Origin of the sequence: Streptomyces mangrovisoli (genome assembly GCF_000974985.2) — a bacterium.
Taxonomy (GTDB): Bacteria; Actinomycetota; Actinomycetes; order Streptomycetales; family Streptomycetaceae; genus Streptomyces; species Streptomyces mangrovisoli.
In genome coordinates this window covers 71,120-87,915 of sequence record NZ_LAVA02000010.1, presented here as the reverse complement: position 1 = coordinate 87,915, position 16,796 = coordinate 71,120, and the positions used below count along the sequence as shown (strand labels likewise).

The 16,796-nt window shown below is 71.4% G+C and carries 12 protein-coding genes; 4 read left to right on the top strand and 8 right to left on the bottom strand.

The features are described 5' to 3' along the window. Nucleotide 1: 1 nt before the first annotated feature. The 7 genes from WN71_RS04635 to WN71_RS04605 form a co-directional block, all read right to left on the bottom strand. Nucleotides 2-1,828, bottom strand: coding sequence for a branched-chain amino acid ABC transporter permease (locus WN71_RS04635; RefSeq protein WP_046588910.1), 1,827 nt, complete (start codon nt 1,826-1,828; stop codon nt 2-4). 5 nt (nt 1,829-1,833) lie between these two features. Beyond that, nucleotides 1,834-2,766: a branched-chain amino acid ABC transporter permease gene (locus WN71_RS04630; RefSeq protein WP_046588908.1), complete on the bottom strand. Its 933-nt coding sequence runs from the start codon at nt 2,764-2,766 to the stop codon at nt 1,834-1,836. Nucleotides 2,767-2,875: 109 nt separating this feature from the next. Beyond that, on the bottom strand, nt 2,876-4,105 hold the full coding sequence (locus WN71_RS04625) for a branched-chain amino acid ABC transporter substrate-binding protein (protein ID WP_046588906.1): 1,230 nt from the start codon (nt 4,103-4,105) through the stop codon (nt 2,876-2,878). Between the two features lie 268 nt (nt 4,106-4,373). Continuing rightward, nucleotides 4,374-4,766 (bottom strand): hypothetical protein, encoded by a 393-nt coding sequence (locus WN71_RS43395; RefSeq protein WP_420856448.1) that lies wholly within the window; start codon nt 4,764-4,766, stop codon nt 4,374-4,376. 251 nt (nt 4,767-5,017) lie between these two features. After that, nucleotides 5,018-5,464 (bottom strand): hypothetical protein, encoded by a 447-nt coding sequence (locus WN71_RS04615; RefSeq protein ID WP_046588903.1) that lies wholly within the window; start codon nt 5,462-5,464, stop codon nt 5,018-5,020. A gap of 191 nt (nt 5,465-5,655) precedes the next feature. Beyond that, nucleotides 5,656-6,144 carry a PaaI family thioesterase gene (locus WN71_RS04610; protein WP_046588901.1) on the bottom strand — a complete coding sequence of 163 codons (489 nt, stop codon included), beginning with the start codon at nt 6,142-6,144 and terminating at the stop codon, nt 5,656-5,658. Nucleotides 6,145-6,197: 53 nt separating this feature from the next. Then, complete coding sequence (locus tag WN71_RS04605) at nt 6,198-8,477, bottom strand: FdhF/YdeP family oxidoreductase (protein ID WP_046588900.1); 2,280 nt, start codon at nt 8,475-8,477, stop codon at nt 6,198-6,200. 416 nt (nt 8,478-8,893) lie between these two features. Between WN71_RS04605 and polA the strand changes: the two genes are divergently transcribed. Beyond that, nucleotides 8,894-11,620 carry a DNA polymerase I gene (gene polA, locus WN71_RS04600; RefSeq protein ID WP_046588898.1) on the top strand — a complete coding sequence of 909 codons (2,727 nt, stop codon included), beginning with the start codon at nt 8,894-8,896 and terminating at the stop codon, nt 11,618-11,620. A gap of 580 nt (nt 11,621-12,200) precedes the next feature. Here polA and WN71_RS04590 read toward each other — a convergent pair. Further along, a complete protein-coding gene (locus tag WN71_RS04590; RefSeq protein WP_046584649.1) occupies nt 12,201-13,133 on the bottom strand; it encodes a DUF4184 family protein in 933 nt (310 codons plus the stop codon). A gap of 382 nt (nt 13,134-13,515) precedes the next feature. Here WN71_RS04590 and WN71_RS04585 point away from each other — a divergent pair, with 382 nt between their 5' ends. From WN71_RS04585 to pgfA, 3 genes are all read left to right on the top strand, one after another. After that, nucleotides 13,516-15,267, top strand: coding sequence for a lytic transglycosylase domain-containing protein (locus WN71_RS04585; protein WP_046584650.1), 1,752 nt, complete (start codon nt 13,516-13,518; stop codon nt 15,265-15,267). Nucleotides 15,268-15,563: 296 nt separating this feature from the next. Next, nucleotides 15,564-15,698 (top strand): SPW_0924 family protein, encoded by a 135-nt coding sequence (locus WN71_RS40720; RefSeq protein ID WP_107469558.1) that lies wholly within the window; start codon nt 15,564-15,566, stop codon nt 15,696-15,698. A 21-nt stretch (nt 15,699-15,719) separates the two neighbouring features. Next, complete coding sequence (pgfA, locus tag WN71_RS04580; RefSeq protein ID WP_046584651.1) at nt 15,720-16,712, top strand: cell envelope lipid trafficking protein PgfA; 993 nt, start codon at nt 15,720-15,722, stop codon at nt 16,710-16,712. Nucleotides 16,713-16,796 lie beyond the last annotated feature (84 nt).

Here is a 16,796-nt window from a genome sequence, read left to right as displayed (position 1 = left end):
GTCAGGCCCCTGCCTTGCTGAGCACTGTGGGAGCCTCGGCGTCCTCGTGGAACTCCAGCTGGCGGCGCCGGTTGGGGATCATGCCCTCCGGACGGAAGCGCATCAGCAGGATGAGTGCCACGCCGAAGGCGAAGAGCTGGTAGTCACCGAGGAACTGAAGCTTGTTCGGGATGAGGAAGAGCAGCGAGGCGCCGATGAGCGGACCGCTGATCGTGCCCATGCCGCCGAGCACGACGGCCGCGAGCAGGAACGCCGAGTTGGGCGGGATCGGGCCGGCGAAGAGGTACTGCTCGGGCGTCACCGTGTAGGTGACGTGCGCCTGCACGGTGCCCGCGAGGCCCGCGAGGGACGCGCCGACGGCGAACGCGATGAGCTTGACCCGGAAGCCGTTGATGCCCATGGCGAGCGCGGCCGTCTCGTCCTCCCGGATGGCGACCCAGGCACGGCCGATGCGGGAGTCGCCCGACCGCCGGAAGACCAGCACCACGATGGCGGTGATGATCAGCATCAGGAAGAAGTAGTTGGCGAACCGGCCGATGGTGAACCCGAGGATGGTGTGCTGGGCGCCGAAGTCGAAGCCGAGGATGTTCAGGTTCGGGATCGACGAGATGCCGTTGGAGCCGTTGGTGATGTCCGGGCCCGAGGTGCCGTCGAGGTTGTTGGCGGTGATCCGGAAGATCTCACCGAAGCCGAGCGTCACGATGGCGAGGTAGTCGCCGCGCAGCCGCAGGGTCGGGGCGCCGATCAGGACGCCGAAGGTGAGCGAGGCCGCCGCGCCGACCAGGGCGGCCGCCCAGAACGGCCAGTGCACGTGGAACGGCGAGCTCGGGGAGCCCGAGACCAGCGCCGCCGCGTAGGCGCCGACGCCGAGGAAGGCGACGTAACCGAGGTCGAGCAGACCGGCGAGGCCGACGACGATGTTCAGGCCGAGCGCGACGGTGGCGAAGATGAGGATGTAGACGCCGAGGGTCGCGTACTGGTCGTCCGTCTGGGTGAACGGGAACATCGCGGCGGCGATGAACGCGCCGCAGGTGGTGATGTTCTTGTGCCGCGCGGTGATCTGCGAGGCCTGGGAGATCAGGCCGGCCTTGTTGACGGCGGCGAAGCCGAGGCCCGCGGTGATCAGGAAGCCGATGAACAGCTCGTCGTACTGCGTGCCGATGCCGTAGGTGAAGACCGTGAGGCCGATGGCGAGGACCGCGACGATGATCAGGATCTCGAGGTAGTCCGGCAGCTTGGGCACGGGGCGCGCGGAGCCGCCGGAGAAGGCCGCCTTGACGGTCTCCCAGCGGTGGCCGGCCCGGTGCTTGAACTGGTCCCAGGACCCGTCCTCGGGATCGATGGGGTCGGGCTCGGGCTGCTGGAACGGCAGGGCCAGGGCGCCGACGAGGGCGGCCAGGCTGCCCGCGGCCACGACATAGCCGCCCGGGTCCAGGTTGACCACGCCGCCGAGCTCGTCGCTGATCGCGATGACGGTGTACCAGGCGGTGGCGAAGGTGGCGAGCGCCGCGAACTTGATGGCCGCGTCCGCGCCGGCCGGGGTTAGCCAGCCGAGGCCCTTGACGCCGTAGGACGCCAGGCAGAACAGGGTGGTGAGCAGGCCGCCGATCAGCACCAGGATCTGGAGGCCGCCCGGGTAGCCGTAGACGGTCAGGTCACCGGGGAACTCCGAGGTCCAGGTCCAGGACATGAACGTCGACAGGATGGAGACGACGCCGCCGGCGGTGGCGAGCGTGCGGGCGACCGGCTCGGAGAGACCGATGAGGCCCTTGGGGGCGGCGGCCGCCGGGACGTCGGCGGCGTCGGGTGCGGTGGTCTGTGTGGTCATCGTTGTCACGCCCTGTCCGCGACGCGCTCGCCGAGCAGACCCTGGGGCCTAAACAGCAGCACGAGGATGAGGAGTACGAAGGCCCAGACGTCGGCCCAGGCGTTGCTGCCGAACTTGTCCATACCGGGGATGTCGGCGATGTACGCGGTGGCCAGGGTCTCCGCGACACCGAGGACGATGCCACCGATCATGGCGCCGTAGATGTTGCCGATGCCGCCGAGGACGGCGGCGGTGAACGCCTTCAGACCGAGCAGGAAGCCCATCTTGAAGTCGATCTGGCCGTACTTCAGGCCGTAGGCGACCGCTCCGACGGCGGCGAAGACGGCACCGAGGGCGAACGCGATCACGATGATGCGGTCGGTGTTGACGCCCATCAGCTTCGCGGTGTCCGGGTCCTGGGCGGTGGCCTGCATACCGCGGCCGGTGCGGGTCTTCATCACGAAGTACCCGAGGATGGCCATGGAGACCGGGGCCGCGATCAGCAGGAAGATGTCACCGGTCTGGATGGTGACGCTGCCGATGTGGAAGGGTCCGCCGTCGATCTGCGGGAAGGTGCGGGCGGACTTGGCGTCCGGGTACCAGGCCCAGACCGCCTGCTGGAGGGCGAGCGACAGACCGATGGCCGTGATCAGGGGCGCCAGACGGGGCGCGTTGCGCAGAGGGCGGTAGGCGAACCGTTCCGCTCCCACGGCGATCGTGGTGGAGACCAGCATGGCGCCGATGAGCATCAGCGGCAGCGCGATCCACATCGAGGTGCCGTTCGGCAGGATGTAGACGTAGACCGTGAGTGCGCCGAAGGCCCCGGTCATGAAGATCTCGCCGTGGGCGAAGTTGATGAGCTGGACGATGCCATAGACCATCGTGTAGCCGATGGCGACCAGCCCGTACATGGATCCAAGTAGCAGGCCGTTGACCAGCTGCTGCGGCAGTTCGTTCACCGCATGTCCTCCGAGGTTTCGGATGTTCGACGATTGTGGCCGGATGTGAGTCCGCGCGGGGCGCCTGTGGTGCAGCGCCCCGCGCGGATCAGGAGAGGTGCCGGTGGCGTCAGCCGGTGTACGTACCCGACTTGACGGCCTTCCAGGCGCCGTTCTCCACGGAGTAGACGGTGAGCTGCTTGTTGGTGGCGTCACCGTACTCGTCGAACGAGACCTTGCCGGTCACGCCGTCGAACGAGACGTTCTGCATGGCGGCGGTGACCTTCGCGCGGGCGTCGGACGGCAGCTTGCCGCCGTTGTCGTCGACGACCTTCTTGACGGCCTCGATGATCGCCCAGGCGGAGTCGTAGGAGTAGCCGCCGTACGCCGCGTACTCGTCCTTGTAGCCCGCCGCCTTGTAGTTCTTGACGAACGTCTTGGCGGAGTCCAGGTCCTCGACCGGGGCGCCGACCGAGGTGGCCAGGTCACCGGTGGCGTTGGAGCCGGCCAGCTTGATGAAGGTCGGGTCGAAGATGCCGTCGCCGCCGACGACCGGGATCTTGGCGCCGGTGGCCTTGATCTGCTTGCTCAGCGGACCGGCCTGCGGGTACTCGCCGCCGTAGTAGACGACGTCCGCGCCCGAGTTCTTCACCTGGGTCGCGACCGCGGAGAAGTCCTTGGAGTCCGGGTTGATGTGCTGGGTGCCGACGACCTTGCCACCGAGCTTCTTGAACTCCGTGGTGAAGGTCGCGGCGAGGCCGGCGCCGTAGGTCTTCTTGTCGTCGATGACGAAGACCTTGGTCTTCTTCGCGTCGTTGTAGACGTACTGCGCGGCGAACGGGCCCTGGATGGCGTCCGTGGTCGCGGTGCGGAAGTACGACTTGTACGGACGCGTCTTCGTGTTCTGCCAGTCGTCGCCCTGGGTCAGCGCCGGGTTGGTGTTGGCCGGGGAGACCTCGACCAGCTTCGCGTCGTCGAAGACCTTCTGCATCGACTGGGCGACGGAGGAGTTCAGCGGGCCGACCACGCCGAGGACGCTGTTGTCGGCGACCAGGGAGGTGGCGTTCTGCTGGCCCGCGGAGGGCTGCGCCTGGTCGTCCTTGGCCACGATCTTGAACGTGACGCCCTTGACGTAGTTCTGCTTGTTGGCGGTCTTGGCGGCGAGGTCCACGGAGTTCTTGATACCCAGGCCCAGCGCGGACAGGTCGCCGGTCAGCGGGGCGTCGATGCCGATGGTGACCGTGGTGCCGCCACTGCCGGAATCCGAGCTCTTGCCGTTGTCGCGCGAGCCGCAGGCGGTGAGGGTGAGCGCACCCGCCGCCAGCGCGGCGGTGATGGCGATGAGCGAACGTTGACGCACGATCAGTCCTTTCCCTGGCACGGCACTCCCCCCTGGAAGTTGCCGAGTCACGCGGGCCCGAAGTGCATTCCGTTCTCGCGGTGACTGGCCGTGACTCTAAGCCGGTGCAGGGAACGGCGAGGAGGGTCTGACGAATGCTGTGACGCTCTTGTTATGACACGAGGTAATGCAGAGCGGTACTCAGCGGGTCGAAGAGCGGAATTCAGCCTGATTCGCCCAGTCCACATTCTGAGAACCCGCAGGACGGGCCCGAGAGCGATCAGGTGTGTCAAGCGTTTTGGTGATGACGGGTTTCGTTGCTACAGGCTACTTGTAGGGCCGTGGAGAGGTCATGGGCATAGCGTGACCCGGGGATGAAACTGTGTTCCTCCATTGCACGCGTATTACGCAGAGTTACGTCCACGAAAGGGAGTCCGGCGTTCTTCGGAACTTTTCCGCAATCGGTCACATGCATCGTGATCACGATCTTGCGGACGGAACCCGCCTTCGTGCGAAATGGCGGCGCGGGTGTCGAACTCATGGTGATCCCGGCGGACGGCTGTCCGATCCGCGTCACCGTGACCGGCGGGCCGTGCGACACGCTCAGCCGCATCGCGAAGCGGGGCGCGCGCGGGGACGAGCCGCCGGCGGGCGTCACCTGCCCCAGGTACGTCAGATCCACGACCTGGGAGGGGAACGGCGGCGGTGCCGGCGCCGGCTTCTGCGGGCGCGTGGCGTAGAGGTAGCCGCCGCCCGCGAGGAGTGCGCACGCGGTGGCGGCCGCCAGCGCGATGCGACGGTGGCGCCGGGGCCAACTCTCCTTCCGCGGCGGGGAGTCGGACGGCCGTACGCCCCGGGGGTCCAGGGCCCCGCCGTCGCTGTGGGTGTCCCGGGCGTGGGTGCCCTCGCCCGGCTCGACCGGGCCGATGCCGCTCACTGCCACGGCCCGTCGCTCGGGCCGCCGGTGCGGTACCAGGCGGCGCAGCCGCTGCGCGCGCGGCGGTCGATCAGCAGATCGGCGGCGCGGGCCCCGGCCCGTCTCTTCTCGGCGCGGGCGGCGTCGACGACGCGGCGCAGGATGTCGTACTGCCCGTTCGACAGGCCCATCGTCTGGTAGTCGCCGTAGGTGTCGCTGTCCAGCACCTCGCGCGACCAGTGGGCGACGACCCGGGCGCAGAGGTCCTCGGGGGAGGTGGTGCGGGGGGCGGGGGAGGAGGCGGCGGTCCGGCCGCCGGCCGTGGCGTCCGCGGGGTGCGTGCCGGTGCAGCCGGTGGCGGCCGCCAGGACCGCCGCCAAGGCCGCCGCCAGAGCCGCGCCGACGGGCCCCGGCCGGAACCCGAGCGCCGACGCCCCCGGAGAGGGGGCTCCTCCCGTTCCCATGCCACGACGCTACGGGGCCGGGTGCGCGGGATCAACGGGGGCGCGGGGGCCGAGCGGCGGAGGGGTGTCCTCCGCTCGCTTCGGCGCGTGCGGGCGGGGTGAGGGTGGGGGTACGGGCGGGGTGAGGGGGCGTCAGGCCCCGTTCGGGGTCGGCCCTGTGCCGTCCTCGTCCGGGGCGGGCCCCGTGCGGGTCAGTCCGTCACGCGGGCGTGCGCCTCGTCGCCGGGCCGCGCGTCGCGCAGCAGGCAGGTGAGGCGGGCGGAGCAGACCCGCTTGCCGGACTCGTCGGTGATCACGATCTCGTACGTCGCCGTGGAGCGGCCCCGGTGCACGGGCGTGGCGACGCCGGTGACCAGGCCGGAGCGCACCCCGCGGTGATGCGTGCAATTGAGGTCGACGCCGACGGCCACCTTGTCGATGCCGCCGTGCAGCATGGAGCCGACCGAGCCGAGCGTCTCCGCGAGCACCGCCGAGGCCCCGCCGTGCAGCAGTCCGTACGGCTGCGTGTTGCCCTCGACCGGCATCGTGCCGACGACGCGCTCCGCGGACGCCTCCACGATCTGCACGCCCATCCGCGCGCCGAGGTGCCCGGCGGAGAAGAGGGCGGGCAGGTCGATCCCGAGCGCCGCGTACTCGTCGAGAACCTCTTGAGGGAACTTCACTTGCTGCTGCTCGCCCATGGGGCCCGGCTCCGTTCGTCGCGATCCGTCGTTCTCTACCTCTGAGCGAACGCTCAGTCGGTTGTCGATTGTTCCAGACGCACGACGACGGACTTGCTGGCCGGGGTGTTGCTGGTGTCCGCCGTGGCGTCCAGCGGGATCAGCACGTTCGTCTCCGGGTAGTAGGCGGCCGCGCAGCCGCGCGCGGTCGGATAGTGCACCACCCGGAAGCCCGGCGCGCGCCGCTCCACGCCGTCCCGCCACTCGCTCACCAGGTCGACGTACGACCCGTCGGCGACGCCCAGCTCGCGCGCGTCCTCGGCGTTGACCAGGACCACCCGGCGCCCGTTCTTTATGCCCCGGTAGCGGTCGTCGAGGCCGTAGATCGTGGTGTTGTACTGGTCGTGCGAGCGCAGGGTCTGGAGCAGCAGGCGGCCCGCCGGGAGCGCGGGGTACTCGACCGGCGCGGCCGTGAAGTTGGCCTTGCCGGTGGTGGTCGGGAAGCGGCGCTCGTCGCGCGGGGCGTGCGGCAGCGCGAAGCCGCCGGGGCGGGCCACGCGCGCGTTGAAGTCCTGGAAACCGGGGATCACCCGCGCGATGCGGTCGCGGACCGTCGCGTAGTCCTTCTCGAACTCCTCCCACGGCACCGTGTCGGACTCGCCGAGCACCCGGCGGGCCAGCCGGCACACGATGGCCGGCTCGGACAGCAGCTGCGGGCTCGCGGGCGCCAGGCGGCCCCGGGAGGCGTGCACCATGCCCATGGAGTCCTCGACGGTGACGAACTGCTCGCCGCCGTCCTGGAGATCGCGCTCGGTGCGGCCCAGTGTGGGCAGGATCAGCGCCCGCGCGCCGGTCACGACGTGCGAGCGGTTCAGCTTGGTCGACACGTGCACGGTCAGCCGGGCGCGGCGCATGGCCGCCTCGGTGACGTCGGTGTCCGGCGAGGCCGCCACGAAGTTGCCGCCCATCGCGAAGAAGACCTTCGCCTCTCCGTCGCGCAGCGCCTCGATCGCGCGCACCACGTCGAAGCCGTGCTCGCGCGGCGGGGCGAAGCCGAACTCCTTCTCCAGGGCGTCCAGGAAGGCGGGCGCGGGCCGCTCGAAGATGCCCATGGTGCGGTCGCCCTGCACGTTGGAGTGGCCGCGCACCGGGCACACGCCCGCGCCCGTGCGGCCGATGTTGCCGCGCAGCAGCAGGAAGTTGACGACCTCGCGGATCGTGGGCACGGAGTGCTTGTGCTGGGTGAGGCCCATCGCCCAGCAGACGATGGTGCGCTTCGAGGCGAGCACCATCGGCAGCGCCTCCTCGATCTGCGGGCGGGTCAGCCCCGTGGCGGCCAGCGTCTCGTCCCAGTCGGCGGCGCGCGCCGCCGTCGCGAACTCCTCGAAGCCGTGCGTGTGTTCGCCGATGAACTCCTCGTCGACCGCGCCCTGCGTGTCGAGGATCAGCTTGTTGAGGAGGCGGAACAGCGCCTGGTCGCCGCCGATGCGGATCTGGAGGAACAGATCGGTCAGCGCGGCGCCCTTGAGCATGCCCTGCGGGGTCTGCGGGTTCTTGAAGCGCTCCAGGCCGGCCTCGGGCAGCGGGTTGACGCTGATCACCTTCGCGCCGCCGGCCTTGGCCTTCTCCAGCGCGGAGAGCATGCGCGGGTGGTTCGTGCCCGGGTTCTGGCCGGCGACGATGATCAGGTCCGCCTGGTACAGGTCCTCCAGGAGGACGCTGCCCTTGCCGATGCCGATGGTCTCCGTCAGCGCCGAGCCGGACGACTCGTGGCACATGTTCGAGCAGTCCGGCAGGTTGTTCGTGCCGAGCCGGCGCGCGAAGAGCTGGTAGAGGAACGCGGCCTCGTTGCTGGTGCGGCCCGACGTGTAGAAGACGGCCTCGTCGGGCGAGCCGAGAGCGGCGATCTCCTCCCCGATGATGTCGAACGCGCGCTCCCAGCCGACCGGCTCGTAGTGCGTGCCGCCCTCGGGCAGGTACATGGGGTGGGTGAGGCGGCCCTGCTGCCCCAGCCAGTAGCCGCTGCGGCCGGCCAGGTCGGCCACCGGGTGGGCGGCGAAGAACTCGGGGGTGACCCGGCGCAGCGTCGCCTCCTCGGCGACGGCCTTCGCGCCGTTCTCGCAGAACTCGGCGGCGTGCCGGTGGTCCGGCTCGGGCCAGGCGCAGCCCGGGCAGTCGAAGCCGTTCTTCTGGTTCACCCGCAGCAGGGTCAGCGCGGTGCGCCGGACCCCCATCTGCTGCTGGGCGATGCGCAGCGTGTGCCCGATGGCGGGCAGCCCCGCCGCGGCGTGCGCGGGCTCCGCGACCTGCGGCGCGTCCTGAACCGGGTCAGCCTTCGGCGGCCTCGTTGCCATCGCGCGCTCTCCTTCACCCGCAGCCGTGCGAAACGCGTTCGATCCTCGCATAAGACACCGACAGTGAAGTCCGGCGGGCGCGGTCGAGGGCGTGAGCAATGGTTGCGCGGGGCGGCGCGGGGCTCGTGCGGGCGGCTGTCGGGGAGGGGCGGCGGGTGATCGTGCGGGTCGGCGGGGGCTTGTCGCGCCGTTCCCCGCGCCCCTTCAGGGGGTGGTGGGTTGCGCGTGTCCGGTGTCGTGCGGGTGCGTCGTGGTTGCTCGCGCAGTTCCCCGCGCCCCTCGAAGGGGCGCGGGGAACTGCGCGAGACGCCCCCACCGGGCCGCAGAGTGACGGAGGGGCGCGGGAACCGGGCGAGGAGCTCCCGCCGGGGCGTGCGTGGGCACGACTGTCAGTGGGGCGTGGCAGGATCGGGGGCGTGGCAGACACAGCATCGAAGACGACCGACAAGACCTCCGGCGGCGGCCGCCCCCGGCTGATGCTCATGGACGGGCACTCGCTGGCGTACCGCGCGTTCTTCGCGCTGCCCGCGGAGAACTTCACGACCGCCCAGGGCCAGCCGACGAACGCGATCTACGGCTTCGCGTCGATGCTGGCGAACACGTTGCGCGACGAGGCGCCCACGCACTTCGCGGTGGCCTTCGACGTCTCCCGCAAGACGTGGCGCTCGGAGGAGTTCACCGAGTACAAGGCGAACCGGTCCAAGACCCCCGACGAGTTCAAGGGCCAGGTCGAGCTGATCGGCGAGCTGCTCGACGCGATGCACGTGTCGCGGTTCGCGGTGGACGGCTTCGAGGCCGACGACGTCATCGCCACGCTCGCCACCCAGGCCGAGGCCGAGGGCTTCGAGGTGCTCATCGTCACCGGCGACCGCGACTCCTTCCAGCTGGTCACCGACAGCACCACCGTGCTCTACCCCACCAAGGGCGTCTCGGAGCTGACCCGCTTCACCCCGGAGAAGGTCGTCGAGAAGTACGGCCTGACGCCCGCCCAGTACCCCGACTTCGCGGCGCTGCGCGGCGACCCGTCCGACAACCTGCCCGGCATCCCCGGCGTCGGCGAGAAGACCGCCGCGAAGTGGATCAACCAGTTCGGCTCCTTCGCGGAGCTGGTCGAGCGGGTCGAGGAGGTCAAGGGCAAGGCCGGGCAGAACCTGCGCGACCACCTGGAGGCGGTCAAGCTCAACCGCCGCCTCACCGAGATGGTCCGCACCGTCGAGCTGCCGAAGACCGTCGTCGACCTGGAGCGCGCGCCCTACGACCGCAAGGCCGTCGCGTTCGTCCTCGACACCCTGGAGATCCGCAACCCCTCGCTGCGGGAGCGGCTGCTCGCCGTCGACCCGGGCTCCGAGGAGGCCGAGGCCACGCAGGTCGTCGCGGAGGGCGTCGAGGTGGACGGCACGGTCCTCGCCACGGGCGAGCTGACTGGCTGGCTCGCCGAGCACGGCGGCGAGGTGCTCGGCGTCGCCACCGTCGACACCTGGGCGCTGGGCACCGGTTCGGTCGCCGAGGTCGCGCTCGCCGCGCCGGACGGAGCGGCCGCCTGGTTCGACCCGTCCGAACTGGACGAGGCCGACGAGAACGCCTGGGCGGCCTGGCTCGCGGCCGAGGACCGCCCCAAGGTCCTGCACAACGCCAAGGGCGCGATGCGGGTCTTCGCCGAGCACGGCTGGTCCGTCGCGGGCGTCGGCATGGACACCGCGCTCGCCGCCTACCTGGTCAAGCCCGGCCGGCGCACCTTCGACCTGGACGCGCTCTCCCTGGAGTACCTCGGCCGGGAGCTGGCCCCCGCCGCGGCCGCCGACGGCCAGCTGGCGTTCGGCGCCGACGAGGGCGCCGAGGCGGAGTCGCTGATGATCCAGGCCCGCGCGGTCCTGGACCTCGGCGAGGCCTTCGCCGGCCGCCTGGCGGAGGTTGGCGCGGCCGACCTGCTGCGCGACATGGAACTGCCCACCTCCACCCTGCTGGCCCGCATGGAGCGCCACGGCATCGCGGCCGACCGGGCCCATCTGGAGGCCATGGAGCAGATGTTCGCGGGCGCCGTGCAGCAGGCGGTGAAGGAGGCGCACGCGGCGGCGGGCCACGAGTTCAACCTGGGCTCGCCCAAGCAGCTCCAGGAGGTCCTCTTCGGCGAACTGGGCCTGCCGAGGACGAAGAAGACCAAGACGGGCTACACCACCGACGCCGACGCCCTCGCGTGGCTCGCCGGGCAGACGGACAACGAGCTGCCGGTGATCATGCTGCGCCACCGGGAACAGGCGAAGCTGCGCGTCACCGTCGAGGGCCTGATCAAGACGATCGCGTCGGACGGCCGCATCCACACCACCTTCAACCAGACGGTGGCCGCGACCGGCCGTCTCTCCTCCACGGACCCGAACCTCCAGAACATCCCGGTCCGCACCGACGAGGGCCGCGCCATCCGCCGCGGGTTCGTCGTCGGCGAGGGCTTCGAGTCCCTGATGACGGCGGACTACAGCCAGATCGAGCTGCGCGTGATGGCCCACCTCTCCGAGGACGAGGGCCTGATCCGGGCGTTCACCTCAGGCGAGGACCTGCACACCACCGCGGCCTCCCAGGTGTTCGGCGTCGAGCCCACGCAGGTCGACGCGGAGATGCGCCGCAAGATCAAGGCGATGTCGTACGGCCTCGCGTACGGGCTGTCGGCCTTCGGCCTCTCCCAGCAGCTGAACATCGAGGCGGGCGAGGCACGCGCCCTGATGGACGCCTACTTCGAGCGGTTCGGCGGGGTGCGGGACTATCTGCGCCGGGCCGTGGACGAGGCGCGGGCGACGGGGTACACGGCGACGCTGTTCGGGCGGCGCCGCTATCTCCCCGATCTCAACAGCGACAACCGCCAGCGCCGCGAGGCCGCCGAGCGGATGGCGCTCAACGCGCCCATCCAGGGCACGGCGGCCGACATCGTCAAGATCGCCATGCTGAAGGTGGACGACGCCCTGCGCGAGGCCGGTCTCACCTCCCGGATGCTGCTCCAGGTCCACGACGAAATCGTCCTGGAGATCGCCCCCGGCGAAGCCGAGGCCGCGGAGGAGATCGTCCGCCGGGAAATGACCAACGCGGTCAGCCTGCACGCTCCGCTGGACGTGTCGGTGGGCGTGGGCCACGACTGGGAGTCGGCGGCCCACTGACGCCCTGCGCCCGCCCAGGGGCGCGGGGAACTGCGCGATCAGGCCCCACCGGGCCGCAGTCGCGGATTCGGCATGGTGTCCCCGTGCGGGCGCGTCGTGGCTGATCGCGCAGTTCCCCGCGCCCCCGAAGGGGCAGCCCCCGCAGGACGCGTCCCGTCACCCGGGTGGCCCACGGGAAGGGCGTCCGAGGGGCCGGGGGCCGAGGATGCGGGCATGGGTATACGTACGCTTCATCGCCGAGGTCCGGGCGCTCAGGTGCGGGGGAGGGCGGCGGCAGGCGGCGTACCGGCCGTGTCGGTGCCGGCGTTCTCGGCTCGCGCGAGCTCCGCACGCATCCCGGCCGACCTGCGGGTCACGCTCCGCACCACGCTGCGCCATGTCGTGGCCGGCGGCCGGTGCCTGCTCGCGCGGCGGCTCCCCGACGGGTGGGGCGACCGGGGCCGCGGCGCCCTCGCCCGGGCGGTCTCCTGGCTCCCCAGACCCCGCCCGGTGCGGGTGCTGACCGTGTTCGTGGCGGCCCTGACCAACGCGCGGGCCACCCCGGCGCCGGTGCCGCTCCCGCCGAACGTGCGCCCGCTGTTCAGCGCACCGTCCGCGCCTCCGGCTCGGCCGCGTCCGGAGCCCCGCCGTCCCGGGCCGGACGCCACAGCCTGACCCCGGCCGCGTACAGCAGCAGCCCCGGCACCAGACCCGCGCCCGCGCCGAAGCAGAGCGTGGGGATCAGTTCGTAGGGCGTCGCCGAGGTGCCCCGGTACATCCACCACCGGGACGCCCGCTCCACCGCCCCCACCAGGGCGCAGCCCCCGATCACCGCGGCGGCCAGCCCGCGGTCCCGAGCGGACAGCCGTACGACACCGGCAGGTTCGGAGGTCGGTCCAGCGGTCGGTTCGCCGGTCGCCTCAGCGGTCGGCTCGGCGGTCGGTCCGGCGCCGGGCCCGGCGCTCGGATCGGCGGCCGGCGTCCGGCGCACCGCCGAGACCGACCATGCGGCGATCACGGCCGCGCCGGCCAGCGAACTGCCGTACTGCAGCCAGGAGTACAGCGGAGAGCCGCCGAACGACCGGCCGAGGGCGGGAACCAGCCGCATTCCCCAGCGGTCGTGATGCGTGAACGCGTCCCACGCCACGTGGGTGAGCGCGCCGAGCACCGCCGAGCCGTACCACCGCCCCACCAGCGCGGCCGACGGGCGGGACCGGGGCGCCCCGCAGCGCAGCAGTCGCGCCGGCCGCCCCTGCCGGGCCCGCGGCAGCAGCGCGACCAGCGGCTCGCGCAGCACCAGCCACGAACCCACCGACGCCCCCGCGATGAGCACGTCCACGGTGAACACGCCCAAAAGCGAGTGCGTGACGGCGCCGAACCGCATTCCCCCGGACAGCACGCTCGCCGCGTAATAGGGCATGTCCGGCGCGAAGGAACCCGCGACGAGCACCGCCGGCACCAGGCCGCCCCTGCCGGAACCGTCCCGGCGGATCGCCGGCAGCACGGCCGCGGCATGGCTCAAAGTGAACGGCACGTCGTACCCCCGCGCGGGTCGTCGGACCGGCTTTCGGTCCGGTGATCAGGCCCGTTCAGTATGCGGCAGAAAGCGATACGCCCTGGTCGGACAACACCGTATGGCCAACTGGTGAAAACCGGGCAGCAACGGGTGCCCATGCCAAACAAGTTGTCGTAGGGTCACCTGGGTTGCCGTCCGGGAACGCACGGTGCGGCTACAGGACAGAACGGCGTCACCAGGAATCGGTCACCGTCACGGGGGCAACCAGAGCCACAGGTCGATCGTCACAACAGTGCGAGCGGTCAACGCGTACGGCGCGGTCGTGACCGTACGACGGAAGCCGCATACCGCGGACAGACGCAGACGAGGGCGCTCGGCGCCCATGGGAGGGGTTCACTCTATGGCGGCGCATTTCGGCAGGAGGCTGCGCAAGGGAGCGGCGACCACCGCCGTGGCAGCGGCGGCGGTCGCCGCGCTGTCGGCGTCCCAGGCGCCGGGGGTGGCGTCCGAGGAGCACCCGAGACAGGCCACCGCCGGTCAGGCCACGCCGGAGAACGACGGCAGCGCCACCGGCGACTCGCCGTACTACACGGACCTCCCGCCGCTCGACAGCCCCGACCCGAGCCCGTCCGCGACCCCCTCCGCCGGCGGCACCCCCGTCGTCACGGGAGCCGCCGAGGCGGGCATCCCCGCGACCGTTCTCGACGCCTACAAGAAGGCCGCCGACGAGCTGAGCGGGTCCAAGCCGGGCTGCAACCTGCCCTGGCAACTCCTCGCCGCCATCGGCAAGGTGGAGTCCGGCCAGGCCCGCGGCGGCCGCGTCTCCGCCGACGGCACCACCCTCAGCCCCATCCTGGGCCCGGTCCTGAACGGCAACGGCTTCGCCAGCATCACGGACACCGACAACGGCGCGTACGACGGGGACTCCACGTACGACCGCGCGGTCGGCCCGATGCAGTTCATCCCGTCGACCTGGGCCTGGGCGGGCCGTGACGGCAACGGTGACGGCAAGAAGGACCCCAACAACGTCTACGACGCCGCCCTCGCGGCCGGCCACTACCTGTGCCGCAACGGCTGGGACCTCTCCACCGCGTCCGGCCTGCACAGCGCGATCCTCAGCTACAACAACTCGACGGCGTACCTGAACACCGTCCTGTCGTGGCTGGAGTACTACCGCAAGGGCACCCACTCGGTCCCCGACGGCACCGGCACCCTGCCCTCCGGCCGCAGCGACGGCGGCAGCGACGACTCCGGGTCGAGCGCGTCCCCGAGCGAGCCCGCCGGGTCGAGCCCGTCGCCGTCCACGCCGTCGAGTCCCTCGGCCCCGTCGACACCGAGCACCCCGGCGACGCCCTCCTCGCCGAGCAGCCCGACCCCCACGCCGCCCACGCCCACCGAGACGGTGGACCATCTCGCGGACGCCGACACCGCCAAGCTCACCGCGACGGCGGGCGACGCGTTCACCGAGAAGATCGGCACCCGCGCCGAGACCGCGGCGGACAAGGGCGTCGGCACGGTGCGGGTCCGGTTCACGATCATCGGCGACACCGACGCGACCTTCACCGGCGGCGAGACCGTCGCCACCGTGCAGACCGACAAGTCCGGCGTGGCCGTGGCGCCCGCACTCCAGGCGGGCGAGAAGACCGGCGACTTCACCGTCCGCGCGGTCGTCGTCGGCCGTACGCTCCCGGGCCTCGACTACACCGCCACGGTGACCGCGCGCGCCGCCGACACCCTCGCCACCACCGCCGACACGAAGTTCACGTGCGTCGCGGGCGGCGAGTTCGCCGACCAGGTCGAGGTGAAGGCCACCTACAAGGGCGCCGTCGCCGGCAAGGTCGCCGCCACCGCGACCCTGATCACGTCCGCGGACGACACCACCGAGAACGACAAGGGCCCCTACTTCAAGGACGCCGACGGCAAGGCCGTACGCACCCTCACGGACCTCGTGACGGACGCCGACGGCCTGCTGAAGCTGCCTCAGCTGTACGCGGACGACACCACCGGGACCTTCCTGCTGCGCATCACCACCACCGGCGGCGCGACCCTCACGGTCGAGCTGACGGTGACCGCGGCGGACGCCGGTTCGGATGCGGGTTCGGCGGACGGCACCGACGCGTCGGCCTCGCCGTCGCCGAGCCCGAGCGCGTAGGCGGGCCGGGACCGGTCGGAACGAACAGGTGAGGGGCGCCCCCGCTTCGGCGGTGCGGTGCCCCTCGCGTGTGCCGGGTGGCGCCCTTCGCCGTGCGCTGTGCGGGGCCCCTCGCGTGTGCCGTGCGGTGCCCTTCGCGCGTAGCGTGCGGTGCCCTTCGCGCGTAGCGTGCGGTGCCCTTCGCGCGTGGCGGGCGGCCCGGTCGAGACGGGCCTGTGAAACGTGTTCTCATCTCGGCCGCCCGTTGCTACGGTGCCCGACCTGACGCTGTATCAGTTCCGTGCGCGGGAGGCCGTATGCGCGCCCTGATCGCGGCCGCGGCCGGTCTCGCCGTCGCGTTCGCCCTGGTCCTCACCATCACCACGCTGGGCACGTCCGACGGCGGTACGTCCCCGAAGCCGCTGCTGACCACGGTGCCCGCGCACCCGTAACCACCCGGCAGGGAGGCCGAGATGCGCCGCAAGGCCAGTCTGATCCTGCTCGCCCTCGCCGTGTTCCTCACGGCGCTGGCCCCGCTGCTGCGCTGGTACGCCTTCCCGCGCCTGGCCAAGATCCCCGCGAACCAGTACCAGGACATGGTGCTGGAGGCCAAGGGCGCCACCCTCCTCGACTACGGCACCATGAAGGCCCGCAAGGTCTCCAAGGTCACCATCGTGCAGACCCTCAAGGGCGATGTCGCCGCCGCGCGGCGCATCGAGCGGACCGCGGGCCGCGACGTCGTCGTCTGGGACGGCCTCTCCTATGTCCAGGGCCCCGACGGCAAGATGGTCTCCGAGATCCCCGAGCGCTACATCTTCGACGCCCACAGCCAGGAACCCGTCCACGCCACCGGGGAGATGGTCGACGGCGACCCGGTGTCGCGCACCGGCATCGAGTTCAAGTGGCCCTTCCTGACCGAGAAGCGGGACTACGAGTACTTCGACGCGCAGACCCGCACGACCAACCCGATCCACTACAAGGGCACCCGCACCTTCCGCGGCGTGAAGGTCTACTACTTCGAGCAGACCATCCCCTGGACCAAGGTCGCGTTCCCGAAGAAGATGCCGGTCCAGGGCATCACCGCGGAGTCCGTCGCGAAGACCGGCACCACCCGCTGGTACACCACCGTCCGCAAGTTCTGGGTCGAACCCGTCACCGGCGCGCCCGTCTACGGCGAGGAGATCCACAAGGAGGAGCTGCGCGGCGGCACCCTCCTCGGCGGCCGCGCCAAGGTGACGGCCTTCGCCGGGGACGTGAAGATGCGCGAGGACTACGTCCGCCACACCGTGGCCCTCGTCAAGCACAACCGCACCCTGGTCCTGCTGATGACGTCGTACCTGCCCTGGGGCTCCCTCGTCCTCGGGGTGCTCGTGCTCGGCCTCTCCCTCTGGCTGGAGGCCCGCGCCCGGCGCCCGGCCGACCCCGGACCGGCCCGGGCCGAGGAGCCGGAGCCGGTGAGCGCGTGAGCCCTGCCTCCGCCTGTGCCTCGGTGGCGCGGGTCGGTCCGGGTCAGCGCGTGAGCCGCACGTCGGTGGGCCCGGTCGGGTCGT